The organism is Paenibacillus sp. JL3B1040 (assembly GCF_057063165.1).
This window is the reverse complement of record NZ_CM169317.1, coordinates 1523034-1548055: the sequence shown is the minus strand read 5'-3', so window position 1 is coordinate 1548055 and position 25022 is coordinate 1523034. Positions and strand designations below refer to the sequence as shown.

General features: G+C 55.9%; 23 protein-coding genes. 13 read left to right on the top strand and 10 right to left on the bottom strand.

All coding sequences use genetic code 11. The features are described from left to right. Positions 1–665 precede the first annotated feature (665 nt). Both ACZF99_RS06825 and ACZF99_RS06820 read right to left on the bottom strand, forming a co-directional pair. Positions 666–1907: a glycosyltransferase family 2 protein gene (locus ACZF99_RS06825; RefSeq protein ID WP_483610207.1), complete on the bottom strand. Its 1242-nt coding sequence runs from the start codon at positions 1905–1907 to the stop codon at positions 666–668. Further along, positions 1889–2047: a hypothetical protein gene (locus ACZF99_RS06820; RefSeq protein ID WP_483610205.1), complete on the bottom strand. Its 159-nt coding sequence runs from the start codon at positions 2045–2047 to the stop codon at positions 1889–1891. Before ACZF99_RS06820 ends, ACZF99_RS06825 begins: the two co-directional genes overlap by 19 nt. Positions 2048–2523: 476 nt before the next feature. Here ACZF99_RS06820 and ACZF99_RS06815 point away from each other — a divergent pair, with 476 nt between their 5' ends. Next, entirely contained in the window at positions 2524–3051 is a 528-nt protein-coding gene (locus ACZF99_RS06815; protein ID WP_483610204.1) for a phosphatase PAP2 family protein, read from the top strand. 51 nt (positions 3052–3102) lie between these two features. Beyond that, on the top strand, positions 3103–4242 hold the full coding sequence (locus tag ACZF99_RS06810) for an MGDG synthase family glycosyltransferase (RefSeq protein ID WP_483610202.1): 1140 nt from the start codon (positions 3103–3105) through the stop codon (positions 4240–4242). Between the two features lie 73 nt (positions 4243–4315). Here the strand turns inward: ACZF99_RS06810 and trmB are convergent, their stop codons facing one another. Continuing rightward, entirely contained in the window at positions 4316–5026 is a 711-nt protein-coding gene (trmB, locus tag ACZF99_RS06805) for a tRNA (guanosine(46)-N7)-methyltransferase TrmB (RefSeq protein WP_483610200.1), read from the bottom strand. A 333-nt stretch (positions 5027–5359) separates the two neighbouring features. Between trmB and mnmL the strand changes: the two genes are divergently transcribed. The 4 genes from mnmL to ACZF99_RS06785 all read left to right on the top strand — a co-directional run bounded on the left by mnmL (position 5360) and on the right by ACZF99_RS06785 (position 8319). Further along, positions 5360–6313, top strand: coding sequence for a tRNA modification radical SAM protein MnmL/YtqA (mnmL, locus tag ACZF99_RS06800; protein WP_483610198.1), 954 nt, complete (start codon positions 5360–5362; stop codon positions 6311–6313). 6 nt (positions 6314–6319) lie between these two features. Next, the gene (mnmM, locus tag ACZF99_RS06795; RefSeq protein ID WP_483610196.1) at positions 6320–6901 is read left to right on the top strand and encodes a tRNA 5-(aminomethyl)-2-thiouridylate-methyltransferase MnmM; all 582 of its coding nucleotides are present in this window, start codon (positions 6320–6322) and stop codon (positions 6899–6901) included. Positions 6902–6932: 31 nt separating this feature from the next. After that, positions 6933–7331: a VOC family protein gene (locus tag ACZF99_RS06790; RefSeq protein ID WP_483610194.1), complete on the top strand. Its 399-nt coding sequence runs from the start codon at positions 6933–6935 to the stop codon at positions 7329–7331. 154 nt (positions 7332–7485) lie between these two features. Then, a complete protein-coding gene (locus ACZF99_RS06785; RefSeq protein ID WP_483612586.1) occupies positions 7486–8319 on the top strand; it encodes a lysophospholipase in 834 nt (277 codons plus the stop codon). A gap of 81 nt (positions 8320–8400) precedes the next feature. On the opposite strand, the gene ACZF99_RS06780 is transcribed toward ACZF99_RS06785, so the two are convergent. From ACZF99_RS06780 to recQ, 6 genes are all read right to left on the bottom strand, one after another. Then, positions 8401–10356, bottom strand: coding sequence for an ABC transporter permease (locus ACZF99_RS06780; protein ID WP_483610192.1), 1956 nt, complete (start codon positions 10354–10356; stop codon positions 8401–8403). Further along, complete coding sequence (locus tag ACZF99_RS06775; RefSeq protein WP_483610191.1) at positions 10331–11101, bottom strand: ABC transporter ATP-binding protein; 771 nt, start codon at positions 11099–11101, stop codon at positions 10331–10333. Before ACZF99_RS06775 ends, ACZF99_RS06780 begins: the two co-directional genes overlap by 26 nt. A 214-nt stretch (positions 11102–11315) precedes the next feature. Next, positions 11316–12323 (bottom strand): sensor histidine kinase, encoded by a 1008-nt coding sequence (locus ACZF99_RS06770; RefSeq protein WP_483610189.1) that lies wholly within the window; start codon positions 12321–12323, stop codon positions 11316–11318. After that, positions 12320–13036: a response regulator transcription factor gene (locus ACZF99_RS06765; protein WP_483610187.1), complete on the bottom strand. Its 717-nt coding sequence runs from the start codon at positions 13034–13036 to the stop codon at positions 12320–12322. Before ACZF99_RS06765 ends, ACZF99_RS06770 begins: the two co-directional genes overlap by 4 nt. Before the next feature lie 15 nt (positions 13037–13051). Continuing rightward, entirely contained in the window at positions 13052–14857 is a 1806-nt protein-coding gene (locus ACZF99_RS06760; RefSeq protein WP_483610185.1) for a B12-binding domain-containing radical SAM protein, read from the bottom strand. A 12-nt stretch (positions 14858–14869) separates the two neighbouring features. Continuing rightward, positions 14870–16702, bottom strand: a complete 1833-nt coding sequence (gene recQ, locus ACZF99_RS06755; protein WP_483610183.1) for a DNA helicase RecQ — start codon at positions 16700–16702, stop codon at positions 14870–14872. Positions 16703–16892: 190 nt separating this feature from the next. Between recQ and ACZF99_RS06750 the strand changes: the two genes are divergently transcribed. The 6 genes from ACZF99_RS06750 (at position 16893) to ACZF99_RS06725 (ending at position 23401) form a co-directional block, all read left to right on the top strand. Beyond that, positions 16893–18566: a spore germination protein gene (locus tag ACZF99_RS06750; RefSeq protein WP_483610181.1), complete on the top strand. Its 1674-nt coding sequence runs from the start codon at positions 16893–16895 to the stop codon at positions 18564–18566. Beyond that, positions 18514–19611, top strand: a complete 1098-nt coding sequence (locus ACZF99_RS06745; RefSeq protein ID WP_483610179.1) for a GerAB/ArcD/ProY family transporter — start codon at positions 18514–18516, stop codon at positions 19609–19611. Before ACZF99_RS06750 ends, ACZF99_RS06745 begins: the two co-directional genes overlap by 53 nt. Continuing rightward, complete coding sequence (locus ACZF99_RS06740; RefSeq protein WP_483610177.1) at positions 19604–20830, top strand: Ger(x)C family spore germination protein; 1227 nt, start codon at positions 19604–19606, stop codon at positions 20828–20830. The genes ACZF99_RS06745 and ACZF99_RS06740 overlap by 8 nt, the downstream gene beginning before the upstream one ends. Positions 20831–20841: 11 nt before the next feature. Then, entirely contained in the window at positions 20842–21030 is a 189-nt protein-coding gene (locus ACZF99_RS06735; protein ID WP_483610175.1) for a CLC_0170 family protein, read from the top strand. Between the two features lie 92 nt (positions 21031–21122). Then, on the top strand, positions 21123–22568 hold the full coding sequence (gene rlmD, locus ACZF99_RS06730) for a 23S rRNA (uracil(1939)-C(5))-methyltransferase RlmD (RefSeq protein ID WP_483610173.1): 1446 nt from the start codon (positions 21123–21125) through the stop codon (positions 22566–22568). 206 nt (positions 22569–22774) lie between these two features. Next, positions 22775–23401, top strand: a complete 627-nt coding sequence (locus ACZF99_RS06725) for a type 1 glutamine amidotransferase family protein (RefSeq protein WP_483610171.1) — start codon at positions 22775–22777, stop codon at positions 23399–23401. 107 nt (positions 23402–23508) lie between these two features. Here the strand turns inward: ACZF99_RS06725 and ACZF99_RS06720 are convergent, their stop codons facing one another. Further along, complete coding sequence (locus ACZF99_RS06720; RefSeq protein WP_483610169.1) at positions 23509–23772, bottom strand: hypothetical protein; 264 nt, start codon at positions 23770–23772, stop codon at positions 23509–23511. A 79-nt stretch (positions 23773–23851) separates the two neighbouring features. On the opposite strand from ACZF99_RS06720, the gene ACZF99_RS06715 reads away from it, so the two are divergent. Further along, positions 23852–25021, top strand: coding sequence for a DUF4317 domain-containing protein (locus ACZF99_RS06715; RefSeq protein ID WP_483610167.1), 1170 nt, complete (start codon positions 23852–23854; stop codon positions 25019–25021). Position 25022: the final 1 nt, after the last annotated feature.

The window sequence follows — 25022 nt, the reverse complement described above, 5'->3', positions numbered from 1 at the left end:
CATTGATCGTTAGTCTTCATGAATATTCATTCATAAATCAACGGATCAAAACCAGCCAACACGAACGTCGGTCAGGTGAGAAGCCGGGGCCTCTGCTTGCAATCCAAAAACTTCTTGCAACCTCAAATACTATATCATGTGCCTTCCGCCAAGTCAAGGGAAACCGCGAATAAAATATGGGGGCCTCCGGTGTCCTCCGAGGTGCCGCAGGCCCATCCCGTTTCATCCGGTTTGCGAAGGCGAAACAGCGAAATGGCGAAATGGCGAAATGAAATAAAGTGATTTGATCACCTTATTTTCTAGACTTCGGTGTTTTGCGGGGAAATAGCGTGATCTTTTCACCTTATTTCGCTTAAAACCACCCTTTAGTCCCTTGCCGACCGTAAATAGAATGATGAAATCACCTTATTTGACCAGAAATCCAGCATCAGGCCGGAATAGCGTTACTTTTTCACCTTATTCAAACCGAAAGCCCGGCTGAAATCAAGATTCGACGCCGAGCCTGCTTCGTCAGCTATTGCTTCGTGATAAGAAAAACTTTATCGATGTAATTTCTTTGGGGCCAGACCGCCTTAAACGGAAGTTTTTCTTGCGATATAAGGATGCCTTTTCTTCGAAGACGATTCAGATTCAGCCTTATATCTTCAAAAGTCAAAAGTCGGTTTTTAACTCACCTTGTTGCTTTGGACTTCTTCTAGACGGACTACCCGCGTATGCTGCGTATGGCTCCACTGCTTGTTGTTTTGCGTGAAGAACGCGTAGAACGTGATCGGCCACCAGGAAATCAGATAAATCGGGAACAGGATCAGGTAAGCATAGACCTTCTTGGACTTCACCTTCTCCAGGAACATCGCCATCAGGAAAATAAAGACGTTCGCGATGATCGCCACGTAGGATACCCACATCGGCAGGTAGCCGTACAGCGTATCGATATGCGGGCCGCTAAGCAGCGACTGGTCGACCCAGATGAACGCCGTCAGCAGGAACGTTAACAGCACGATGTAGACGTTGGCGCCGTAGAGCGCCATGTCCAGCTTCACCATGTTCCGTTCCTTAATGCTCTTCCACAGCAGCGGGAAGAAATAGCGGCGAGCGACGGTGAAGTGCCCCTGCATCCAGCGCAGGCGCTGGCGAGCCGACGCTTTGAACGTCAGCGGCTTCTCGTCGAACAGCTTGGCGTCATAGTTGAATACCGGGTAGACGCCGCGTTCGACACAGCGCATGGTGAACTCCAGGTCTTCGACCAGGCTTGTCGCGCCCCAGCCGATTTCCTTCAGCAGCTCGGTCTCGAAGCACATCCCCGTGCCCCCGAGGAAATTCGCCATCTTCAGGTTGGTCCGCGACAACTGCCACAGACGGTTGCAGTACCAGTAGGAGATCCCGTAAGAAGCGGTGATCCAGGAATCCTCCGGATTCTTCGTGTCGATATACCCTTGGATGACCCGGGCGCCGGAGCAAAGATCGTTGTTCATTTCGCGCAGGAAGTCCGGATGAACCAGGTTGTCGGCGTCGAACATGACGACCGCATCGTATTGGCGCGGCATCTTCCACAACTGCTTCAGCATCCATTCGATCGCGTAGCCTTTGCCCCGCAGATGCGGGTTGCTGCGGACGCAAGCGTTCATGCCGTGGGTGCGGACGATGCTTGCGGTGTTATCGGTACAGTTATCGCAAATGACAAATACGTCGTACAATTCTTTCGGATAGTTCAGTTGCTTCAAGTTCTCCATTAAAGCGCCGACCACTTTTTCCTCGTTATGCGCCGCGACCAGCACGGCAAAGGATTTGCTCGGAGCGTGTTGCACTTTGTTCTTCTTCCTGTACATGCCGAATAAAGCCAAACCAAATTGATACACCCCTACCACCGCAAGCACGACTTGCAGCGAGATCAAGATGACATCCAACATGATTTCTTGCCCCCTTTTTCTCCGAGTTTTTTCTTTTTTTGTTTTCGGAGTTTTTTTGTTGTTATGACCCATTCATTTCTTCTTGCTTCTTTTTTTCTCGCGATTGCCGGCTCTTTTTTTGAACCATTTCGATTTTCCATGACATCGCTGCTTTTGTCAAAATCACTATGGCCCCGCCGTCGCTCAAATAGCTGTGAAGTCGGGCGATTTTCGCATACGGGACCGCCGCATCCTGCCCCCAGGTACGGCTACATCTTATTTTCATCACTTTTGGCATTTTTTATTTCTTTTTCTTCTTTTTTTCACGACCGACCGACGACCTGTTGACGTTACATTTACATAAACGCGAAGACCCGGCAAAAAGTTTACAATTCTGCACCCTTTATTTTAAACAAATTTGCTATGATTTGAATCATTGCACAGGGGCGATGGATAAAAAGTCAAAAAAGAGCGCGGCCTGCAACGCAAAAAACGTCCTTGAAAAGGCCATGGATTAAAAATATGATAAGTCTATCCTGAAAATGCCATGCTATTCGAGACGGGCCGCTCTTGGACGAGCACAGTTGGCAGTTTTCGGGCTGTATAAACACGGCCAAACATCGTGCGGAGGGATCTCATGACTCGTTTATTCCGAAAGCTTCAACAACTCGATCGGCAGCTCTTTGTAGGAATCAACGGCCGCCTGCACCGCAGTTTCCTGAATTTTTGGCTGTACCATTTAACTCATTTGGGAGGAGCTTGGTTTACCATTCTCTCGTCCTTGCTGATATGGTTAGCCGCTCCGCAGCCGTGGAGCAAAGTCGGTCTGCAATCCTGCGTGGCGCTCGCGGTCAGCCACCTTCCGGTAGCCCTTGTAAAAAAAGCCTACCCGCGCCTCCGGCCCTACTTAACGCTGCCGGGCACGAACACTTTCCGAAATCCGCTGACGGACCACTCGTTCCCATCCGGGCATACGACGGCCATTTTTTCCGTCACGGTGCCTTTTATGGCAGCCGCTCCCGGGCTCATTCTGCTGCTTTTGCCGTTGGCATTGCTTGTGGCGTTGTCGCGCATTTATTTAGGTCTTCATTATCCTTCGGACACCTTGGCCGGGGCCGTGATCGGCGCCTCCGTAGCGCTTGGAACGGTTGCATTCTGGGCATAAAGGGGATATTGTAGACAGTAGGAAAACCTTGCAGGAAAAGGTGAAACCAAAGTGCAAAAACAGAGAGTCTTGCTTTTATCCGAGGGGTTTGGAGCTGGTCATACGCAAGCGGCCTACGCGCTCTCCAGCAGTCTACGAAAGATAGCGCCAAACATTCAGACGAAAGTCTTGGAGCTTGGCAGTTTTTTGAACCCTAGAGTGGCGCCGATCATTATCACCGCCTACAAAAAAACGGTGTCCTCGCAACCTCGGCTTGTCCGTATGATGTATCGCAGCAACTACAAAAAGTCTTTGAACCGATTGACGACGCTGGCTCTTCATCGGATTTTTTATACGCGTACGATTCAAATCATCCGTCAGCTTCATCCCGACGTGATCGTCTGCACTCATCCGATTCCCAGCGCGGTGATCTCGCGCCTGAAACGGCTGGGCATGCTGGACGTTCCGCTTTGTACCGTCATTACCGATTACGACGTGCACGGCGCCTGGGTCAGCCGGGAAGTGAATTGCTACCTTGTCTCCACCGACCAGGTGCAGAGCAAACTGATGGAACGGGGCGTCGACAAGAACAAAATCCTGATCACCGGCATTCCGGTCCACCCCAATTTCTGGGAACGCCACCGTAAGGAGGATATCCGCCTGCAATTCCGTTTGAAGGAGATGCCTACCGTACTGGTTATGGGCGGGGGTTGGGGGTTCATGAAGGACGAAGCGGTCAATTCGCTGCTCGCCTTGTACCGAGAGCAAATCCAGGTCATCTTCTGCTTCGGCAGCAACGAGAAGTCGCTGGAGAAGATGAAAAAGGACCCTCGGTTCATCCATCCGAACATCCATTTGCTCGGGTTCACGAAGGAAATCGACAAGCTGATGGAGGTTTCCGATCTGCTCATCACCAAACCGGGCGGCATGACCTGCTCCGAAGGGCTGGCCAAAGGCATCCCGATGCTGTTCCACAAGCCCCTTCCCGGTCAGGAAGAAGAAAATTCGCATTATTTCGCGGAGCAGGGCTGGGGAACGCCGATCAATTCGTTAGACGACATTACCGACTGGATCAAACGATTGACCGAACAATATGACGAAGTCGTCCGCAAACGGGAAGAGGTCCTGAACCATATCGCCCGGTTCCGGCCATTGCAAAGTGCTCAAGCTATCATCGATCTTCTGGGAAACACGAATTTCATCCGAAAGTAACCGGCCCGGTGAACAGGCAGGTCGCAAAACAAAAGCGGAGCAAAGGATAGGGATCCTGCTCCGCTTTTGTTCGCTATTCAAACATCTCCATCTTTCGTTCCTGATAACGCCGCAGCGCGGCTTCGCCGACGATGACCTCGCAGCGGTAGATCGGCATCCCCTGTCCAACGAATTTGCTCTCGTATTCCGTCATGACATGGGCCTCATTAATCCCGCCTTCATGCAGGCTGAGCGAGATGTCGCTCATCTGCAGGCCGACCGCGGCAATGGCGTTCAGCGAAAACTCAAACAGCACGCGCGAGTCCGTCTTGAAATGAATCTCGCCGTTTTCGTTCAGGAGCCGGCGGTATTTCTCCAAAAAGCGCGGATGGGTGAGCCGCCGGCGCCAATGCTTCCTCTTCGGCCACGGATCGCTAAAGTTCAAATAAATGCGCTCCACTTCCCCCGGCGCAAAAAAATCCTCGATCATTTCAATGTTGCCTAGCGCCAAACGAACCGTTTGGGGTTCGAGCCCGCCCTTCTCCGCCCACCTCGCGCGCACCTTCTCGCTGGCCCGGCGGATCAGCTCGTCGTACATATCCATGCCGATGAAATTCACGTCCGGATATTTCACGCTCATGCCGCTGATGAACTGGCCTTTGCCCATGCCAAGCTCGACATGGATCGGCCGGCCGTTGCCGAACACCTCCGACCAGCGTCCTTTATATTCCCGGGGATCCAGCACAACCAGCTCCCGCTGCTGCTCCAGATGCTCCCGTATTCCTTTTCTGCCGCGTAAACGCATGTTATTCCTCCGCTTTCTTGGTATCCATTCCTTGCAATATTGTGCCGAAGATCGCCGCAAATGTAAAGCGCGCAATGAAAAAGGAACCAGCCGTTCGCCGGGGAGACGAAACGAGTGATTCCCTTTTCGATATATTTTGGAATTGGGGTCCAACGGATTTGATAGTTTCAAAATAACATATTCCGGAACCCGCCGCAAGGAATCTGGCAAGCTCACTTCCCCTTTTCGCGCGAAATTTGATACAATAAATCCAGTGGAAGCGGCGTACGGACGGGGCTTTCGCCGTTGTATAAATATGCATAAATTATTTTGTGACAAAATGAAGGAGCCGCAATGAGTACACTGATGACGGACACCCCTACTTGGTGGGGGGACAAAAGATTTCATACATGGAATACGGAGATGCGACGCGAGTTCGGGGGCAAGGTATTTAAGGTGATGCTGGATGCCGGATTCACTTGTCCGAACCGGGACGGCTCGATCGCTAAGGGCGGCTGCACGTTCTGCAGCGCCCGGGGGTCGGGCGACTTTGCCGGAAGCCGGCGGGACGATCTGGTCACGCAGTTCGCCACGATCCGCGACCGGCAGCATCAGAAGTGGCCGCACGCCAAATACATCGGATATTTCCAGGCCTATACGAATACTTATGCGCCGGTGGAGGTGCTTCGCGAGTATTATGAGGCGATCCTCGAGCAGCCGGGCGTCGTCGGCTTATCCATCGCCACGAGACCGGATTGCCTGCCGGACGATGTCGTCGATTATTTGGCCGAGCTCAACGAGCGCACGTACCTTTGGGTGGAAATGGGCCTGCAAACGATCCACGAGACAACGTCCGCGCTCATCAACCGGGCGCACGACACGCAGTGCTACCTCGAGGCCGTGGAGAAGCTGCGCAAGCGGGGCATTCGCGTATGCACGCACATCATTTACGGCCTGCCGCAGGAAACGCACGAAATGATGCTGGAAACCGGCCGTGCCGTGGCGAACATGGACGTGCAGGGCATCAAAATCCATCTGCTCCATCTGATGCGCAAAACGCCGATGGTCAAGCAATACGAGGCGGGCCTGCTGCGTTTCCTGGAGCAGGACGAATACGTGAAGCTGATCGCGGATACGCTGGAGTTTCTCCCGCCGGAAATGATCGTGCACCGGCTGACCGGAGACGCTCCGCGCGACCTGCTCATCGGCCCGATGTGGAGCCTCAAAAAATGGGAAGTGCTCAACGCCATCGACGCGGAGCTGAAGCGCCGCGATTCTTGGCAGGGCAAATTCTGGAGAGGACGCTGATCACGCATGGGCTTCCTCTCCGTGTTAAGTTACGCCCATAAACTGGCGGGCGAACGGCTGGCCCCCGGCGACGCCGCGGTCGACGCCACGGCGGGCACCGGCGCGGACACGCTGTTCCTGGCCAAGGCCTGCGGACCGAAGGGGCGGGTGTTCGCCTTCGATATCCAGCCGCAGGCGCTGACGCTGACGCGGGCCAGGCTGGCCAAGGAGCCGGCGGACTCCATCGCCGGTGTCTCCCTGCTCCAGGCAAGCCACGCGGACATGGCGGCCGCCCTGCCGGCGGACGTGCACGGCCGGCTGGGCGCCGTGATGTTCAACCTCGGCTATCTTCCCGCCGAGGGGGCCGACCCGGCGCTGATCACGCGGCCGGACAGCACGCTGCCCGCCTTAGAGGCCGGCCTTAGCCTGCTGCGGCCGCGCGGGATCTTGACGGCCGTCCTGTATCCCGGCCATCCCGGCGGCGGCGCCGAAGCGGCGGCGGTGGAGGCCTGGGCGGCGGTGCTGCCCGCTTCCGCCGGACAGGCGATCTTGTACCGGCAGCCGCAAAGGCCGGCGGCGCCTTATTTGGTCGCCATTGAAAAGAAATAAGCAAATTTAAATAACGTTGGGGGTCATCGCTATGGGGATTCGCAAAATTGAGCATATCGGAATCCGCGTTTCGGCGCTGGAGGATTCCATTGAGTTTTACGAACGAATTATCGGCATGAAGCTGCTGTCCACGATCGGTGAAGTGGGAGATCCGCTGCGGTTGGCCTTCCTGACCTTCCCGGGACAAGAGACGGTCGAAGTCGAGCTGATCAACCTCCGCGAAGGCGAGGAGCTGGCGAACGAGGGCAAAGTACATCACATCGCCTTTACGGCCAGCGAGATCGAGGAGGAGTACGCCCGCATTTCCGCATTGGGCTTGTCGGGGCTCGATCCGGAAATTCGCAGCTTGCCGAACGGCTGCCGGTTCTTCTTCTTCAACGGACCGGACGGCGAACGGATCGAATTTTTCCAGCCGACGTTCCTGGCTTAAGTTCCTCTCGTAAATTCAAGGAAAGAAGGGCTGTGCGTTGGAAGAGCATACGTTTACCTTCGATAACGACACCGGCCATGGCGCTTTCGCGTACCGCTGGAGCGCCGCCGACTCCGAGGCGCCGCCGCGGGGCGTACTGCAAATCGCCCACGGCATGGCGGAAACGGCCAAGCGATACGAGCGCCTGGCGCGAGTGCTGACCGCCCGCGGCTTCATCGTGTACGCGAACGACCACCGCGGCCACGGCCGCACCGCCGGCAGTCCCGAGGAGTTGGGCTGGCCGGGCAAGCGAGGCTTTACCGGCATGGCGGAGGATATGGTTCGTCTCTCGAAGATCATCCACCGGGAGCTCCCGGATCTGCCGCTGTTCCTGCTCGGCCACAGCATGGGCTCCTTTCTGACGCAGAAGGTCATGTACCGGGCTCCTGAGCCTTACGCCGGGTTCATTCTCTCGGGGACGAACGGGCCGAGAGGCTTGCTGGGCCTAGGCCGCAGCCTGGCCCGCCTGCAGGCCCGGCTGCAAGGCGACAGCCATCCCAGTCTGCTGATGAACGCGCTGACCTTCGGCAGCTTCAACCGGAACTTCCTCCCCGCGCGGACGCCGTTCGACTGGCTCTCCCGGGACGAGGAGGAAGTCGATAAATACATCGCCGACCCGCACTGCGGCTTCTTGTGCAGTGCCGGCTTCTTTTACGGATTTTTTGGCCTGCTGCAGGAGATCCACCGTCCGGAGAACATGCGAGCCATCCCCAAGGAGAAGCCGGTCTACATCTTCGGCGGCGATCTCGATCCGGTCGGCCGAAACGGCGCCGGCGTGCGGCGGCTGGCCGAGCTCTACGCCCGGCTGGGCCTTGAGGACGTCGAGGTGAAGCTGTATCCCGGTGGCCGCCACGAAATGCTGAACGAAATCAACCGCGACGATGTGATGTCGGATGTGCTCGGTTGGCTGGAGAGCCGCATGCCGTCGGAGGCAGTTGCCGTGGAATAAACAATTTAAGCGAGCGAGCCTGCGAACCGGTTCCTCACGCATGTGGAGGATGCCGGCAGCAGGCTCGTTTTGGGTTGTATTTTAAACCATCACACGTTTTAATTGCACGACATAACGCGAGCGCACTACGGCATAATACAGCCCCTGTGCCGCCAGGAAAGCCCCGGTGGCCGTCAGCACCGGAACCGTCACGTCCCCCAGTTGGAATCTCGCCCCCAAGAGGGACAAGACGACCATCGTCTGAATGCCCGAGATCCCCACCGGGATGAAGAACAGCAAGGCGATTTGCAGGCTGGAGGAATAACGCATCTCGCGGTCGCCCAGCCCGATTTTGGACAAGGAACGGTACATCCGCCGGTCCTGATTCAGCTCGCTGTACAGTTTGAAATACAGGAAGCTGGCGGAGGACACCGAGAAAATAGCGGCGATGAATACGCCGACGAAGCTCAGCATCAAGAGCTGCTCTCGGGTTTCCGCGTAGGAACGGGCGCGCGAGCTCATATAATTTTCGGTCTCGCCGTTTTGAAGGCGGTTCATCATCCCTTGGAACAAGCTCTTCCCGACCGCAATTTCGGGATCGTCAAGGCGGGGCGACCCTTTGTGTTGCCAGAGCGGAACGTAGATTTCGATTACGCGTGACAAGCGATACCGATCCTCTTCCGTCAAGCGGCTTTTCAGCGCCGCATATTCAGCATCGGACACGACGACAATCGTGGTGTAGCCGTTCGTACCGATCAGCGGGGTCTCCCCGCTGGGCAGCGGCTCAAGCATCATCGGCTCCTCCAGAAACGGCAAAATCAGCCGAAGCGCCCGAATCCTCCGCAGTTCTTTCTCCGCAGCCGATCCCGGCATGGCGGAAATTACCGCTTGCCCCTCGTCCATCTCCGGCAGCGGCGCAAGCCCCAACATGGCGGCCGCCCGATTGTAGTCCGAGCGCGCCTTCACTTCCGCATAGATTTCCTCGGATTCCAGATAACCGCTTAGCGATTCCTGTTCGAGCTTCTCATACGAAATGCCTTGCCCGGACAGCTGCCGATCGATCCACGCCATGTCCGCCTCGACATGCTCTTCCTCATATACGCCGTACGAAAAAGCAAATGGATTGGCCGCGTAAACCCGCTCATTCTGGGCCTGTGCCGCCAGAATGACGCCTACGCTCATACAGGCCAGCGAGATGGCAACGGTGACCATAAACAGCATCCGCGCATTATCCTTGATTTTATAAGCCATTTCGGATACCCAGAGCAATCGGGTTCCGCGCCACAACAAACGGCGGCTGCGCTTGAGCAGCCGGATGAGGGCTACCGTCACCTGGGTATAGAAGAAGTAGGTCCCCCATATCCCCGTTGCGGCCGCCAGCATCACTTTAGGGAAATCCAGGCCCTCGCCGCCTTTCAGGAGCAGTACCGCGCTGGCCAGCAGCGCCACGCCAAGCATTGCCAACACCCAGGAGACCCGCGGAGCTGTCTTTGGCTTGCTGCTGCCGCCGAGCAGTTCGATCACCCGATTTTTCCGAAAAAAAGCCAGCGTAAATACCGACAACACGACGAACAAGACCAGAAACGCGGCCGCCGTGAACCCCATCGCCTTCCAGGGCCAGTAGAACGGAAGTCGGTTGATCCCCGTCACCCTGACGCTCAGGAGCAGGAACAGCTTGGAAAGCAGCAGCCCTCCGGCCAAGCCTGCCGCAATGGCCCCCGCGCCGATCATCAGGTTTTCGAGGAATACGAGGCGGTTGACCGAACCCGTGGTCGCCCCAAGCAACGAAAGCACGCCGAATTCCTTACTCCGCGCCTTCAAAAAGCTCCCGATCGAAAACAAGACGAACAGAATCGAAAACACGAAAATGATATATTCCGCCACTTCCATGCCGATGCTTGTCATTCGCCCCATTTCGCTTTGGTCCATATCCGGGTGAAAAATGAGCATCGCATAGGTAAAAAAGATCATGACCATAAAGGCGCTGCTCAGAAAATAAGCGAAGTAAGCCCGGGCGTTGCGCCTGACGTTGTTAAACGCGAATTGAAGAAAGCTCATGGGCGTTCCCTCCCAAGTACGACAGCATGTCGATGATCTTCTGGAAAAAGGCTTGCCTGCTGTCGCCCCGGTGGATTTCATTGGTCAGCCTGCCGTCTTTGATGAACACGACCCGGTGACAATAGCTGGCCGCCAGCGGATCATGGCTCACCAGCATCATCGTGGTGCCTTCGGTGCGGTTTAACGTTTCAAGCAGCTCCATCACATTGCGGGACGCGGTCGAATCCAAAGCGCCCGTCGGTTCGTCGGCCAGCAGCAACGAAGGCGAGGAGATCATCGCCCGGGCGATCGCGGCCCGCTGCCGCTGACCGCCGGAAATTTCGTACGTACGTTTGCCGAGAATCTCCGTAATCCTCAGCCGGTGAGCGATCGCCTGCAGCTTCTGTTCCATCTCCCGGAACGGACGGTAGTCCAGCGTTAAGGGAAGGACGATATTTTCCGCGACGGTTAACGTGTCCAGCAGGTTGAAATCCTGAAACACGAAACCCAACTCGCGGCGGCGAAAGGCGGCGAGCTCCCTCCGTTTCAAGGCATGCGGATTTTTGCCGTTAATCAGCACTTCGCCCGAGCTGGGCGTATCGATGGTCGAGACCAAATTAAGCAGCGTCGTTTTCCCGCTGCCCGAGGGTCCCATGATCCCCACGAATTCGCCCTTGTCGATCGTCAAGTCTATGTCCTGCAGCGCACGCGTTGCAATTTTTCCCGGATACACCTTGTTCAGCCCCTGAACCTTGAGCATTTCCATTGGTTCCCAATCCCCTTTCTTGGAGTCTGCGGCGAGCTTGTCCTGCCCCGTTGCCGCAGCCCACGCGGTTATGGTTATACTCTATCCGATTGCAAGGCTGCCAGCCATCGATGCAGCTTAATCGAATCTTAAAAATTTGTAAGGTTAGGTTCGGGCAAAAAAAAAACGCAGCGGCTCCGCGATCCTTGTTTCGGATCAGAGGTGCCTCTGCGCTTCATAGCGGCGGCTGCCGCTCGAACAACAGCCTTACCGTCGTTCCTTGTCCCGGCGCCGACTCCAGCTCCACGCGGTGCCCCAGGCGGCTGCACACCTCGCGGACCAGATACAGGCCCATTCCGGTCGATTCGCTGTATTGCCGGCCGCGCTGCCCCGTGTAAGAAGGCTCGAAGACCCGGCGGATATCCTCTTTCAGAATGCCGATGCCGTAGTCGCGAACGTCGAGCACCGTTTTTTTGCCGCGGACATACGCGGTAAACTCCACTTTGTCCCCTGCCTCCGCGGAATAATTTACGGCGTTCGTAATCAGTTGGCCGAGCACGAATATCAGCCATTTCTTGTCGGTATAGACCTCAAGTCCCTCGCCGATGCGAATGTCCGGGTAAACGCCCTTCCGGATGAACAACTTGCGGTGCTCGGCGACGGCTTCGTTCACGACGTCCAGAAGCGGAGCCGGGGCGACGTGAAAATCATGCTCGAACTGCTCCAGCCGGGAGGTGTACAACGCCATCTCCAGCCCCTTGCGCAGCCGGTCAAGCTCCTCTTGGATGCTGTCCAACACCGCTTCCGGGATCGATTCCTTCTCACGTTCGTTCTCCAGCGTGAGCTGAATGACCGAGATCGGCGTCTTCATCTGATGCACCCAGCGGCCCACAAACGCGGATTGGTGCTCGCGCTGTTTACCGTACCGGTACAGCTCCGCTTCGTACAATCGGTATCCCGATTCGAGCAGTTCCCGCAAAGCCAAAGCAAGCGGGGTTTCGCCCACCGGCTGCAGCAGTTCCTCCAACGTCCGGGGCGGTTCCGTCATCCGCCGGTAAACTTCCCGGTTGCTGACGTACCGATACGCCAAGTAGAGCAACAGCAACGCAAAGCTAAGCAGGAGGGCGTAACCCGCGATGTCGGTCTGACGGCTGTCGGCCAACCAGTACAAGAAAGGAACGAGCAGGATCTGCGGCACGAGAACCAGCAACAGCGGCACATGCTCCCTCCAAAACAGCCTCATTCCGGCGCCTCCCCGAAGTCGGGGCGTCCGTTCGCATGGAGCAGGTAACCCGCCCCGCGGACGGTTTCCACCGCCTCCTCCAGACCTAACTCCTTCAGCTTTTTGCGGATGCGGGTCACATACACGTTTAACGTGTTGTCGTCGATGAAATGATGCCCCTGCCACATCCGATCCAGCAGCATCTCCCGACTAACGATCCGTCCCGCTTTTTGCAGGAGCGCTTCCAGCAGCACCGCTTCCTTCTGCGTCAGCAGCACGGACGTCTCCCCGTTCGTCACGGTAAACCGTTCCGGGTAGAGAACCAGCCCCGCCGCGCATACGGTCCGCTCCTCCTGCCTGGCCGAATAATCGCCGTAGGCCCGCCGCAGGTGACTGCGGATCTTGGCCATCACCACCTCGTAGGAAAACGGCTTCGTGATGTAATCGTCCGCCCCGTTGTCAAGCGCCATGACCTGATCCATCCCGCTGTCGCGCGCCGAAATGAACAGAATCGGGCAGGTGGATAACCCACGGATTTGCCGGCACCAATAAAAGCCGTCAAACTTCGGCAGGTTGACGTCCAGCAGCACCATATCGGCGGCGGATTCCCGAAACTCGTCCAGCACCCGGCCGAAGTCGTTTACTCTCACCGCTTGGTATCCGTATTTCTCGATATGCCCGGACAGCATTCCGGCCATCTTGGCGTCATCTTCGACAATCAGGATCGTAAACATCCTTAGGTCAGCTCCTTACTTTGCTAAGGTGCGAGGCTCCGGGGACCAGGCGCTTAAGGGGGCGTGGAAATACGCCGGCCGCTCGTCCGGCTCCTGTTGGTAAAGGACGACGAGCAGCGTCCCTTGCGGCTTACCGTCCGCGCCGGCGGGCACGGACGCCGCCCCTGCCCCATGCGACATCTCCTCCAGCCCAAAAGGCAATTCCTCGATGCATGCGAACTTCTGCAGGTCGCGTTCGTCCAAACCGTAGGCCGCGAACCGTTCGGACAAGGCGGCCGGCGCTTCCGCCAGCGCCTTGAAGTATCCGCTGCGCCGGTCCTTGTCCATTCGGTCCTCCCACCAAATTTTCCGCGGCTTGTATTTGTGTCCAAGCAGGTAATCGAGCTTCATCAAACCAAGCACGACCTCCGGCTCTTTCAACGAACGGCCGCTTAGAAATTCATGAAGCCGGGTGAACAAATCCTCCAATTGATGGCCGATGCGCTGCCATCCCCGTTCGTCCCAATAATCGCCGAACTCCTGAAAGAAGTCGAACGGCGAGTCGAACTCGCGGGTCACCAGGTATTCCAGCGTGTGGTCCATCCGGTGGGCGTTCCAATATTTCTCCAGCACGTCTTCCAGCCGCTTCAGCCGGATCACGTCCGTAAACGGCAGCACGTCGTTGCCCAAGATTTCATAAGGCGCGTGGTCCATGAAGACGTAGTTGTATTTGGCGGCGTCGTTCCGCAGCCCGGTCCCGCGCAGCATCTTCAGGAAGCCGAGCTGCAGCTCCTCGGGACGCAGGGCGAACACATCGTTAAACGTCTTGCGGAACGTGGCGTAATCCTCTTCCGGCAATCCCGCGATCAGGTCGAGATGCTGGTCGATTTTGCCGCTTTCTTTGATTTTGGTCACGGTACGGGTCAGCTTGGCGAAATTCTGCCGGCGTTTCACCAGCTCGTTGGTCGGATCGTTGGTCGACTGCACGCCGATCTCGAAGCGGAAGATGCCGGGCGGCGCGTTCTCCGCCAAGTAGTCCAGCACCTCGGGCCGCATGATATCCGCCGTGATTTCGAACTGGAACACGCAGCCTTGATGGTTGTTGATCAGGAATTCGAACATTTCCATCGCGTAGCTGCGGTTGATGTTAAACGTGCGGTCGAGGAACTTAATGATTTTCGCACCGTGCTCGATCAAGTACAGGATGTCCGCTTTGACCCGTTCGATATCGTAATACCGCACGCCCACCTCGATGCTCGACAGGCAAAACTGGCAGTTGAACGGGCAGCCGCGGCTCGTTTCGAAATAAACGATGCGCTTGCCAAGGTTCGGGATATCCTCCGGAAAACGATGCGGCGAAGGCAGCGAGTTCAAATCGGACTTCGGCCGGGGCGGATTCAGCACGACCTCTTCCCCTTTGCGGTAGGCCGCGCCAAAGACGAAATGGAACTTCCGGTCGCCGGACAGCTCCTGCAGCAGATGGTGGAACGTCTCCTCACCGTCCCCCATCACGATAAAATCGACTTCGGGGGCGCGTTCCATCCAATATTTCGTGTCGTAGCTGACCTCGGGACCGCCCAACACGATCTTCACTTCCGGCAGCACTTTTTTCAGCAAGGCGGCCAGCTTGATCGTCTCTTCGATGTTCCAGATATAACAGGAGAAGCCAAGCACGTCGGGCTTCCGGCGGAACAAGTCGGATACGATGTTCATGACCGGATCCTTGATCGTGTATTCCGCCAGATCGATGTCGAACTCGTTGCCGCTGTAAGCCTTGAGCAGTCGGATCGCCAGCGAGGTATGGATAAATTTTGCGTTCAGCGTCGCCAAAATGACTTTCACTAGCTCACAACCCTACTCCATATTTTGAAAAAACTCCAGAAACGGTTTTCCGTACTTGCGGTATTTGACTTCGCCCACGCCCTTGATTCTCAGCATGTCCGCTTCGCGGGTCGGGCAGACGACGCTCATTTCGCGCAAGGTGGCATCATTGAAAATAATGTAGGAAGGCACATGCTCCTTCTCCGCCAAATCGCGGCGGATCAGGCGCAGTTGCTCGAACACCGTCTCGTTAACGGCGGACGGGCTTTCGTCGTAACCGCGGCGTCGCGAGCCGGAAGACGATTTGGACGCGGCCGCGGGCTCCGGCTCGCGCAGCATGACCTGGTGCCGGCTTTTCAGCACCTCGACGGCCAGCGGCTGCAGCCGGACTACCGGGTATTGCCCTTCGGACAAGGCCAGATACCCTTCGGCGATAAACACGTTGATCAGCTCGGAAATCGCCTTCTCCGTCCGCGTGCGCATCATACCGTAAGTAGGCAGCGCGTCGAAGCCGTATTGCAGCACCTTCTTGTTCTGCGAGCCCTTCAACACCGAGGCGACCAGCGACACGCCAAACCGCTCCCGCATCCGGTGGATGCAGGAGAACACGATCTGCGCGTCGCGCGTCATGTCGACGAGCTCCCGTTCGTCCCGGCAGGAACTGCAGATGCCGCAGGGCGTGCGGTCATGAGCCTCGCCGAAATAATCCAGCATCGCCCAGCGCAGGCAGCGGGTCTGATAGCAGTATTCGATCATCTGCTGCAGCTTGCGGTATTCGTTGCGTTTGCGGTCCCCTTCCTGCGGGTTTTGCTCGATCAGGAATTTCTGCGTCATGATGTCCTGCGGACTGAACAGCAGGATGCATTCGCTGGGCTCGCCATCCCGGCCCGCCCGGCCGGCTTCCTGCACGTAAGCCTCCATGTTCTTCGGCATATTGTAGTGGATCACGTACCGGACATTCGATTTGTCGATCCCCATCCCGAAGGCGTTCGTCGCCACCATCACGCGGATGTCGTCATAGAGAAATGCCTCCTGGCTCTCCTCCCGCTCCTTGTCGGACAAGCCGGCATGGTAGCGGCCGGCGGGGATGCCCGCGCGGCCCAGCCGTTCGTACAGGTCGTCGACTTCCTTGCGGGTAGCGGCGTAGACAATGCCGGGCTGGTGGGCGTGCGTGCTCGCGTAATTCAGGACGAATTCGCGTTTGTTCTCGCCGCGCAGCACCGACATCGCCAGATTGTCCCGGCCAAGACCTGTAACGAATACGGCCGGATCGGCCAATCGCAGCAACCGGACCATGTCGTCCATGACCTCCGGCGTTGCCGTGGCTGTGAAGGCCGCCAGGATCGGCCGCCGCGGCAGCGACTCCACAAACGGGGAGACCGCCAGATAGCTCGTCCGGAAGTCATGGCCCCACTGCGAGACGCAGTGCGCCTCGTCGACGGCGACGCAAGAGATGGTCAACCCGCTCATTTCCTCGCGGAACCAGTCCAGCTCCAGCCGTTCCGGCGCTACATAAAGCAGCTTGATCTCGCCGCGGCGCGCCGCCCGGATCCGGTCGTTCACTTCCTTGCCCGACAGCGTGCTGTTAATGTAGGCGGCGGAGACGCCCATCGCCGTGAGCGCATCCACCTGATCCTTCATCAGCGAGATCAGCGGCGACACGACCAGCGTCAAGCCCGGCAGCATCAGGGCCGGGATCTGGTAGCAGATCGATTTGCCGCCGCCGGTCGGCATAATGCCCAGCGTGTCCGCGCCGGACAATACGCTCTCGACGATCCGCCGCTGCCCCTCGCGGAAATCGGGATAACCGTAATATTTTTGCAGCAGTTGCTGCGCCTGTTCCATCGTAAATACATCCGTGCTCATTTCGCCATATCTCCTAACTTCCATTAGGCCGTCGTCCTCCCGGCTTCCGGGACAGACCGGCTTTATGCACTTTTAAGTTTACCGGGGTTTGGGGAAATGGGCAACCGCTGCAACCGCTACATAAACTTTTCCACATCGACCAACACTAGTTAATGGGTAAGGGAAAGGAATAACGGAAGGGGGGACAGGCATGCCGGATTGGAAAACCAACTACGAAGCATTTATGAAAAAGCATCCGCCAAACCGGCCGCAATCCGGTCCGGCCGCTGGCAGTCCCTCTGCCGCAGGCAACGGCCCCCTTCCGTTCGAGACCAAGCTGGAGGCCAATCTCCGGACGATACGGACTCGGTTCGGAAACATTGGGGATCTGTTGATTCGCGAACTGAAGGTGATGGGCGAACGCAACGCCGCGTTGCTGTTCTTCACGTCCCTGTCGGATCAGCGAATGATTCAAGAGGGCATCGTGGCTCCCCTGCTCTCTCCCTCCCGCCTTGAGGATAAGCCGGAGATGGACCTGTTAGACCGGGTTTGCAGCGAGCGAGTGCAAGCCAACCTCAGGCTACGAAGCTCCGATTGGAACGTCTTGTTGGATCTGTTGATGAAAGGACAGACGCTGCTGCTTGTCGACGGCTATGCCGAAGCGGCGGCCTTCGATACGCGTATGGTCGAAAAGCGGGCGATCGAACAACCCCAAACCGAACAGGTCATTCGCGGCCCGCGGGACGGGTTTATCGAGCAGCTCGAAACGAACCTGTCGCTGATCCGTTACCGGCTGCAAACCGCCGATCTGGTCGTCGAAACCGGTGAGCTGGGCAGGCGCACCAAGTCTAAAACCGCCGTCTGTTACATCGACGGCATCGCCGATCCGCAGTTCGTTAGCGAGGTCATGCGGCGGCTGGCCAAGATCGATATCGACGGCATCCTCGACGCCGGCTACATCGAGCAATTTATCGAGGATCAGCCGATTTCGCCGTTTCCGCAAATTCAAAACACGGAACGGCCGGACAAAACCGTAGCCGCTTTGCTGGAGGGAAGGGTGGCCATCCTGGTGGACGGCTCCTCCTTTGCACTCATCGTGCCTGCCCTGTTCGACCAATTCTTCCAAACGATCGACGACTATTCCGAACGCTTCTTGATCGCCAGCCTGCTGCGATTCGTCAGGCTGATGGCCCTGCTCTTCTCCGTGTTTTTTCCTTCGCTGTACGTATCCGTCATCTCCTATAATCCCGAGCTCTTGCCTACCGATTTTGCGGTGGCCATCTCCGGAGGGCGCGCCGGGGTTCCTTTCCCGGCCATGCTGGAAGTGCTGATTATGGAAGCATCGATGGAGATTCTCAGAGAAGCGACGATTCGCCTCCCGCAAATGATCGGCGGCGCGCTGTCGATCGTCGGCGTCCTGGTCATCGGGCAGGCTGCCGTTTCCGCCGGCTTATCGAGCCCGATCACCGTGGTGATCGTCGCTTTGACTACGATCGGCTCCTTTGCCACCCCGGCATATAATACGGCGATCGCCATGCGAATGCTCCGCTTCCCGCTTATCGTGCTGGCCGGTCTTTTCGGATTGTACGGGGTGATGATAGGAAGCATTTTTATCATTAACCATTTGCTATACCTGGAGTCGTTTGGCGTGCCGTATTTGCGGTCCGTCCTGGCCAAGAAGCGGGCCGGGGTTGTGGATACCTTCATTCGGGCTCCGCTGTGGTGGATGGGAAAACGTCCCAGCTACCTTCACGCCATAGATGATACGCGGCGCACCGAAGGCACGTTCCAAGCCAATTTCGATAAGATCTTTCAGTCGGAGGAAAAAGCCAATGCGGAAAACGGAGAAAATCAGCACGACTCAGCTGGCCATCGTCATCAGTAGCGCGCTTTTTGGACAATACACGCTGACCTACCCCAAAATCATCGCTGAGGCGGCCGGTACTGCCGCACCGCTTATGACCATCGCAGGCACCTGTTGCGCCGCCTTCAGCCTGTTCGTGTTCACCCGGCTCAGCCAACGATTCAGCGATCGGACGATATTCGATTACAGCCAAACCATCATCGGGAAACTCCCTGCCCTGCTTGCTAACCTCTTCGTGTTTGCCTGCTTTTTCATCTCAACGGCGCTCATGTTCCGCCAGTTCGGAGAAGTGTTGTCCGCCGTCGTATTTCGGAAAACTCCGATCGAGATGAGCATCCTGTTGATCTTGATCCTGGTCGCCTTATCCTGCAGGAGGAACGTGGTGAAGTTCAGTTATGTCCTGCTGTTCTATTGGCCGTTCGTGATTCTGCCTTTCCTGTTCGTCATCATGATCGCCATGAAATCCGTACGCCACTTGAATTGGTTGCCGCTGCTCGGCAATGAAATCCCAAACTGGTCGCCCGCCTTGTTATCCCCGGCCTCCCTATATATAGGTTCATTCCTCATTACGGTAATGCTTCCGGTCACGGAGAAGCCAAAGCAAGCGCTGAAGGCGGCCATGCTGGGCATGGCCATCACTGGAAGTATGTACCTGCTGTTGGTTCTCTCGACGATCGGGATATACGGCGTTCAGGAAACGCTGCAGTTGTTGTATCCGACGCTGGAAATGGCACGCTCGATCGCGATCGGCGGCGATGTCATCGAACGCATGGACGCGCTGTTTATCATCATATGGGTGATTAATGTGTATACGACTATGTATACCCTTTACTATTTAACTTCTCTATCCCTAAGCCATCTGCTCGATTTGCAGGACCATCGTCTGACAACCACCCTGCTGATGCCTTTCATGTTTGGCGTTTCGCTGCTGCCGCAGGATCAATACCAGTTGTACAGGTTTTCCCGTATTGCGGACGATTCCGGCTATCTGTTCCTGACCGGCTACGCCCTGCTTCTCTGGATCATTTCAATGATTCGGCGCAAAGGGGGGAGGTCTCATGCGTAAACACCTGGCGAAGCGATGGTTGTTCGGCTTGACGAGCTTGGTTCTGGCGTTAAATGTGACCGGATGCTGGGATCAGGTGGAAATTGAAAACCGCGCCCTGGTGCTCGGTCTCGCCATCGATGAAGCTCCTCCCGAAAGCGCGAAGTTGGAGGCGGCGGTCACCCATGAGAAGAACGACCCGCTCCCCAAAAAGATGCTCCGGGTGACCGCCCAAATTTCGGTTCCCGGCCGCATTCCTCTTGGGCCAAGCGGCGGTGGCATGGGAAGCGGCGGCGATAAGGAAAGCCCGGTTTGGGTCGTTCAGGTATACGGTCACAGCTTAGACGAGGCTTTAAACAACCTTCAGCAGGAAATCGCAGATCCCCGGTATCTGGTACACTTGCGGGTGATCGTGATCAGCAAAGGCATTGCCAAGGACGGTTTGGATGAACTGGGCGATTTCCTGCGCCGCAATCCGGAGGTGCGCCGCCGCACTTGGCTGCTCGTCTCCGAGACCGAAGCGGCCAAGCTGATGAAGGTCGCCCCCCCTCTTGAGCGCGTCCCGACCCTTTACGTTCAGTCCATGATCGAAAAGGCAGTAGACATGGGAAAATTTCCGCCGAACTATTTGGGCACATTTTGGATTGAGGAATCGAACTGGGGCCAGGACGGTTTCCTGCCTTACGTCACCATCCGAGGCAAGGAGAACATTTTGATCAAAGGGTTGGCTTATTTCAGCGGAGGTCGCCTGGCGGGAACGAGCAACGAGATCGAAATCGGGGCGTATATGGCAGCTAAAGGTTACAACCCGGGAGGATACTCCGTCTTAATATCGGTTCCCGGACTAGGTTACGTCATCACTAAAATCACGGAACGGCACACCACAACCGATGTCCGTATCGTTGACGGAAAACCGCATGTCTCTCTTCGGATCCACGTCGAAGGGATTCTGGACGAGCACTTCGGCTCCCGGCGGCCTATCGACTCCGCGGCGAAGATCAACCAGGTGGAAGAGGAGTTTGAACGGGATTCGACCGCATTGATCTACGATTTCATTCGCCAAACGCAACGCGACCATTCCGATATTTTTGGCTTCGGCGAATACGTAAGAGCCCATCACCCCGGCTTCTGGAAACGCAATATTCACCAAAAAAACGACTGGGGACGGATGTATGCGGACATTTCGCTATCCGTTACATTGAAGCTCTCGATCCGCAGAACCGGTTTAAAAGCAAAATAGGAGGCTTTGATATGTACCGCGTGCTCGCATTTACCTCCGCCCTCTTCCTGTTCTCCGGACTCGTCTTGCTCCTGGTGGATAACAAAATCTATACGGTGCAGCAAATGCTCAAAGAGCAGAAATACGCCAGGATCATCGGATGGATTCAGCTCACTTTGGCAGGCACCGGTATTCTGGCCTCCCTGTTGTTGCTGCTGTAGCCCAAGCACCGAGGCCGGGTTATGGTGCCGCTGGGTTTCGCATGGTATATTGGGTCTAGTACAAACCTTACGAGGATGGAGAATCAGGATTCATGAAAGAGAGCAAATCTTCCGGCAACCGCCCGAAAAAAAAACCGCACCCGCGTTCCAAACCACCCATCGCTAAGCGGGAACAGGCCGATGAGGTACGTTCCGGCGACCGCATTGTCGTGACGATCAAGCGGCTCGGCATTAACGGCGAAGGCGTGGGCTATTATCGGCGCAAGGCCGTATTCGTCGAGGGCGGAATTCCCGGCGAGGTCATTCATGCGGAGGTCACCCGCGTTGAGAATAAATATATCGCCGCCGCGATTCGGGAGATCGAGAAGCGTTCCCCGCATCGGGTCGATGCGCCGTGCCCGGTGTTCGGCATCTGCGGCGGCTGCCAAATCCAGCATTTGTCCTACGCGGGACAACTGGCCGGCAAGGAGGATATTATCCGCGAGGCGTTTGCGCGTTATGCGGGTCTGCAGGACGTACGCCTGAAACCGATGCTGGGCATGGATCATCCCTGGGGCTACCGCAATAAGGCGCAGCTTCAATTAGGCATGGCCCAAGAAGGCATGATCGCCGGCTTGTACGCCGCCGACTCCCACAAGCTGATCGACATTACGGGTTGCCCGATTCAGCACCCGAAGGTGAACGAGGCGGTGGACAAGACGCGAAACGTGCTGCAGCGTCTCGGCATTCCGGTATATAAGGAGAAAGGCAATCAAGGCCTCGTCCGTACGATCGTCGTCCGCGTCGGTTTTCAGTCCGGTCAGCTTCAGGTTACGCTCGTGACGGTCAATGACAAGCTGCCGCGCCAGGCCGAACTGATCAAAGAACTGCGGCTGGCGATGCCGGAGCTGACGAGCATTGCGATGAACGTGAACCCAAAGAACACCTCGCTCGTATTCGGCAACCGGACGGAGGTGTTATGGGGAGAAGACAGCATTCAGGAATCGCTCGGCGACCTGGAATTCACCTTGTCCCCCCGCGCGTTCTTCCAACTCAACCCGCTGCAGACCGTCAAGCTGTACGAATCCGTGCGTGCGGCCTCCGGGTTGACCGGCCGGGAAACGGTTGTCGATGCGTACTGCGGCACCGGCACGATCGGCTTGTGGCTGGCGCCTTACGCGAAGGAAGTCCGCGGCATCGAATCGATTCCCGAGGCCGTGGAGGACGCCAAGGCCAATGCCGCCCGCAACGGCCGGGATAACGCCGGGTTTTACACCGGTTACGCCGAGGAACTGCTCCCCCGCTGGGTAAAAAGCGGCTTTTCGCCCGACGTCATCGTCGCCGACCCGCCGCGCACCGGCCTCGATCCCCGCTTCCTTGAAGCGGTGCTGAAGGCCAAGCCCAAACGCTTCATCTATGTCTCCTGCAATCCGTCCACTCTGGCAAAGGATTGCAAAGCGCTGCTGGACGGCGGTTATGCGCTGGAGTGGGTGCAGCCGGTGGACATGTTCCCGCAGACGAGTCATGTGGAGTGCGTCACAATGATGGTTCGAAAATGAGAGGTGACCGTATATCTCTCCGATTTTTCCTCCGATGATCTTTAGCCCTATCCCAGGCTCATCCTGTGTTTCCCCCTGCACTCAGGTCAACTTTAACAACTTCACTGACAGTAGTTGTCAGTGAAGTTGTTTTATTCTATTGACAACCACTCATTACAGATGAATGGTTGCTGTGACCTAATGAACTTTATGAGGAGTGCTTAGAAATGAATAATACCGTCTATCTTTATGTGTTTGATACCATGTCCGATTGGGAAATAGGTTATTTAGCCGCCGAACTGAACTCTGGAAGATACTTCAGACAGGGGCTGGCTCCAGTAAAAATCGTCACCGTTGGCATAGAAAAGACGCCAGTAACTACAATGGGCGGATTGAAAATAATGCCTGATGTTAAAGTGGATGAGTGCAGCATTAAAAGCATAGATGCACTGATTTTACCTGGTGGAAATACATGGTCGGAAGCTGTTCACGTCCCCATATTAAAAATTGCCGAGATGTGTTTAAACGAAGGGATCGTAGTTGGAGCAATTTGCGGGGCTACCTTAGGACTTGCTCAAGCAGGGTTGTTGGATTCACGTTGGCACACAAGCAATGATTTGGCCTACCTTAAAATGATTTGCCCTTCTTACACGGGCGAAGAATATTACAAAGCGGAATCTGCTGTCACCGATGGAAGATTGATCACTGCATCCGGAGTAGCTCCATTAGAATTTTCCGTTCATGTTTTAAAAGCGCTGGATGTATTTTCTCCGAAAACATTAGACGCTTGGTATCGTCTTAATAAAACTCATGAACCTAGATACTTCTACGAGCTTATGAGCTCAATCCAATGACAGTATCGGGATACAAGGCATGTGGAGTGTTGTTCACTGTTGGTCGGGAAAGACCTTGGTCGGAGGGGCGCTGAACCCCTCTTTTTGTTTGGGCTATGGACCGCCATTTAGTATAGGTATTTGCTGTGACCCGTATACAAAATAACGATTTGTTTGGGTTTGATGAATTGCTCATATTCTTCCTTGTTGGATTGTTGAAGTACGGTCTCTGAATCCCCCGGAAACACAGGCAATCCATCTTGAATGAGATGAGAAAGGTCAATTAGCATCTTTTTCTTCCCTTCCTTTTTGAGTTCATTAGACTTTAATTGTACTATATCTTCCGAGTCTTTCGTTTGATAAACTCTGCGGCGTGGCGGATACGTTACCAATCCCCTCCTCCAAGTGATATAATGGTCGGTAGTTTTGGTTATGCTGGCCATTTTACTTACTTAGGAGTGTTGGATCGTCTTGATAAAGAAAGAAATCGCCTATATTCGTAAGCAATTCAAACTGGATCACGAAAGACTTAGCATTTACGACATTCTTAACGTGTATATTATGAAGGAAACGAATGAAATCTATCATTTTGAACGCACGCCGTTCGAGCTCTTGGAGCGGGAGAAGCAGGAACTGCATATGGGCAACTTCAAGAAGCTGCTGTCCGGGGAATTGGATCAGAAGCTGTTCGAGTTAAAGTTCCAGGAGCAGCCGGAATCGGACAAACCGTCGCAGGCGCTTCTCCATCAAGCGCTGGTCACCGGGGATGCGGAGGAATGGCATGATTTGATGCTTTTGTTGGTGGAGAAAATGTTAGAGGATACGAAGTATGAACGGGATACGGTGGTCACCTTCGTTCGCGGCCAATACTATAAGCCGACCCGGGAACGTAACGAGGAAGCCGAGGAGAGCGAAACCGACGAGATGTTCGCGAATCCGTTCATCCTCTGCAGCCTCAATTCCACGGAACCGCAGCGCAAAACACTCATGTTCGATTATGTCGAACGCGAATTCAAATACAACGTCATCGTCGATCCGATCATCAAGCTGCGCTCGCCGGAGCAAGGGTTCTTTTACCCTAGCATGACGGATGGCTTCTCCGATGTAAATCGGGTGCTGTATTGCGCGGGCAAAGCAAACGATCCGAATCAGCATTTTATCGATCAGGTCCTGAACGCCGAGAAGACCGTAACCGCGCTGGAAGAGAGAGCGATCTTCGAAGATATCGTCAAGGAAATCGCCGGGGATCAGCTCGACGCCTCCACAATTGCGAGCGTATACGAAGAAATTCAGCAGGTCATCGAAACCCACGAAGAGGAAGAACCGCCGAAGCTGGATTATAAGGACGTTGAACGCGTGCTGACGGCAAGCGGCGTGGAGAGCGTGACCACGGAAAAGGTGGAGCTGGCGTACCAAGCGGTCGTCGACGACAAAAACTATGAGATCAAAGCAAGCAGCGTCGTGCCGAAATTCACTTCCAAGTCGATCAAGATCGATACTAAGGTGGCCACGATTTCGGTCAGCCCGCAGGACTTAAAATACGTGAAGCAGGTGAATTATCACGGCAAGCGGTGCATCCTGATCGAGGTCGACGAGGATGCGGTGATTGAAGGATTTACGCTCAGCACGGAGGACTTGTAGA

What these genes read in the sequence shown, in the direction of transcription:
- ACZF99_RS06825 (WP_483610207.1), bottom strand. Translation starts at nt 1,907, where the DNA reads ATGTTGGATGTCATCTTGATCTCGCTGCAAGTCGTGCTTGCGGTGGTA.
- ACZF99_RS06820 (WP_483610205.1), bottom strand. Translation starts at nt 2,047, where the DNA reads ATGGAAAATCGAAATGGTTCAAAAAAAGAGCCGGCAATCGCGAGAAAA.
- ACZF99_RS06815 (WP_483610204.1), top strand. Translation starts at nt 2,524, where the DNA reads ATGACTCGTTTATTCCGAAAGCTTCAACAACTCGATCGGCAGCTCTTT.
- trmB (WP_483610200.1), bottom strand. Translation starts at nt 5,026, where the DNA reads ATGCGTTTACGCGGCAGAAAAGGAATACGGGAGCATCTGGAGCAGCAG.
- mnmL (WP_483610198.1), top strand. Translation starts at nt 5,360, where the DNA reads ATGAGTACACTGATGACGGACACCCCTACTTGGTGGGGGGACAAAAGA.
- mnmM (WP_483610196.1), top strand. Translation starts at nt 6,320, where the DNA reads ATGGGCTTCCTCTCCGTGTTAAGTTACGCCCATAAACTGGCGGGCGAA.
- ACZF99_RS06790 (WP_483610194.1), top strand. Translation starts at nt 6,933, where the DNA reads ATGGGGATTCGCAAAATTGAGCATATCGGAATCCGCGTTTCGGCGCTG.
- ACZF99_RS06785 (WP_483612586.1), top strand. Translation starts at nt 7,486, where the DNA reads ATGGCGGAAACGGCCAAGCGATACGAGCGCCTGGCGCGAGTGCTGACC.
- ACZF99_RS06780 (WP_483610192.1), bottom strand. Translation starts at nt 10,356, where the DNA reads ATGAGCTTTCTTCAATTCGCGTTTAACAACGTCAGGCGCAACGCCCGG.
- ACZF99_RS06775 (WP_483610191.1), bottom strand. Translation starts at nt 11,101, where the DNA reads ATGGAAATGCTCAAGGTTCAGGGGCTGAACAAGGTGTATCCGGGAAAA.
- ACZF99_RS06770 (WP_483610189.1), bottom strand. Translation starts at nt 12,323, where the DNA reads ATGAGGCTGTTTTGGAGGGAGCATGTGCCGCTGTTGCTGGTTCTCGTG.
- ACZF99_RS06765 (WP_483610187.1), bottom strand. Translation starts at nt 13,036, where the DNA reads ATGTTTACGATCCTGATTGTCGAAGATGACGCCAAGATGGCCGGAATG.
- recQ (WP_483610183.1), bottom strand. Translation starts at nt 16,702, where the DNA reads ATGAGCACGGATGTATTTACGATGGAACAGGCGCAGCAACTGCTGCAA.
- ACZF99_RS06750 (WP_483610181.1), top strand. Translation starts at nt 16,893, where the DNA reads ATGCCGGATTGGAAAACCAACTACGAAGCATTTATGAAAAAGCATCCG.
- ACZF99_RS06745 (WP_483610179.1), top strand. Translation starts at nt 18,514, where the DNA reads ATGCGGAAAACGGAGAAAATCAGCACGACTCAGCTGGCCATCGTCATC.
- ACZF99_RS06740 (WP_483610177.1), top strand. Translation starts at nt 19,604, where the DNA reads ATGCGTAAACACCTGGCGAAGCGATGGTTGTTCGGCTTGACGAGCTTG.
- ACZF99_RS06735 (WP_483610175.1), top strand. Translation starts at nt 20,842, where the DNA reads ATGTACCGCGTGCTCGCATTTACCTCCGCCCTCTTCCTGTTCTCCGGA.
- rlmD (WP_483610173.1), top strand. Translation starts at nt 21,123, where the DNA reads ATGAAAGAGAGCAAATCTTCCGGCAACCGCCCGAAAAAAAAACCGCAC.
- ACZF99_RS06725 (WP_483610171.1), top strand. Translation starts at nt 22,775, where the DNA reads ATGAATAATACCGTCTATCTTTATGTGTTTGATACCATGTCCGATTGG.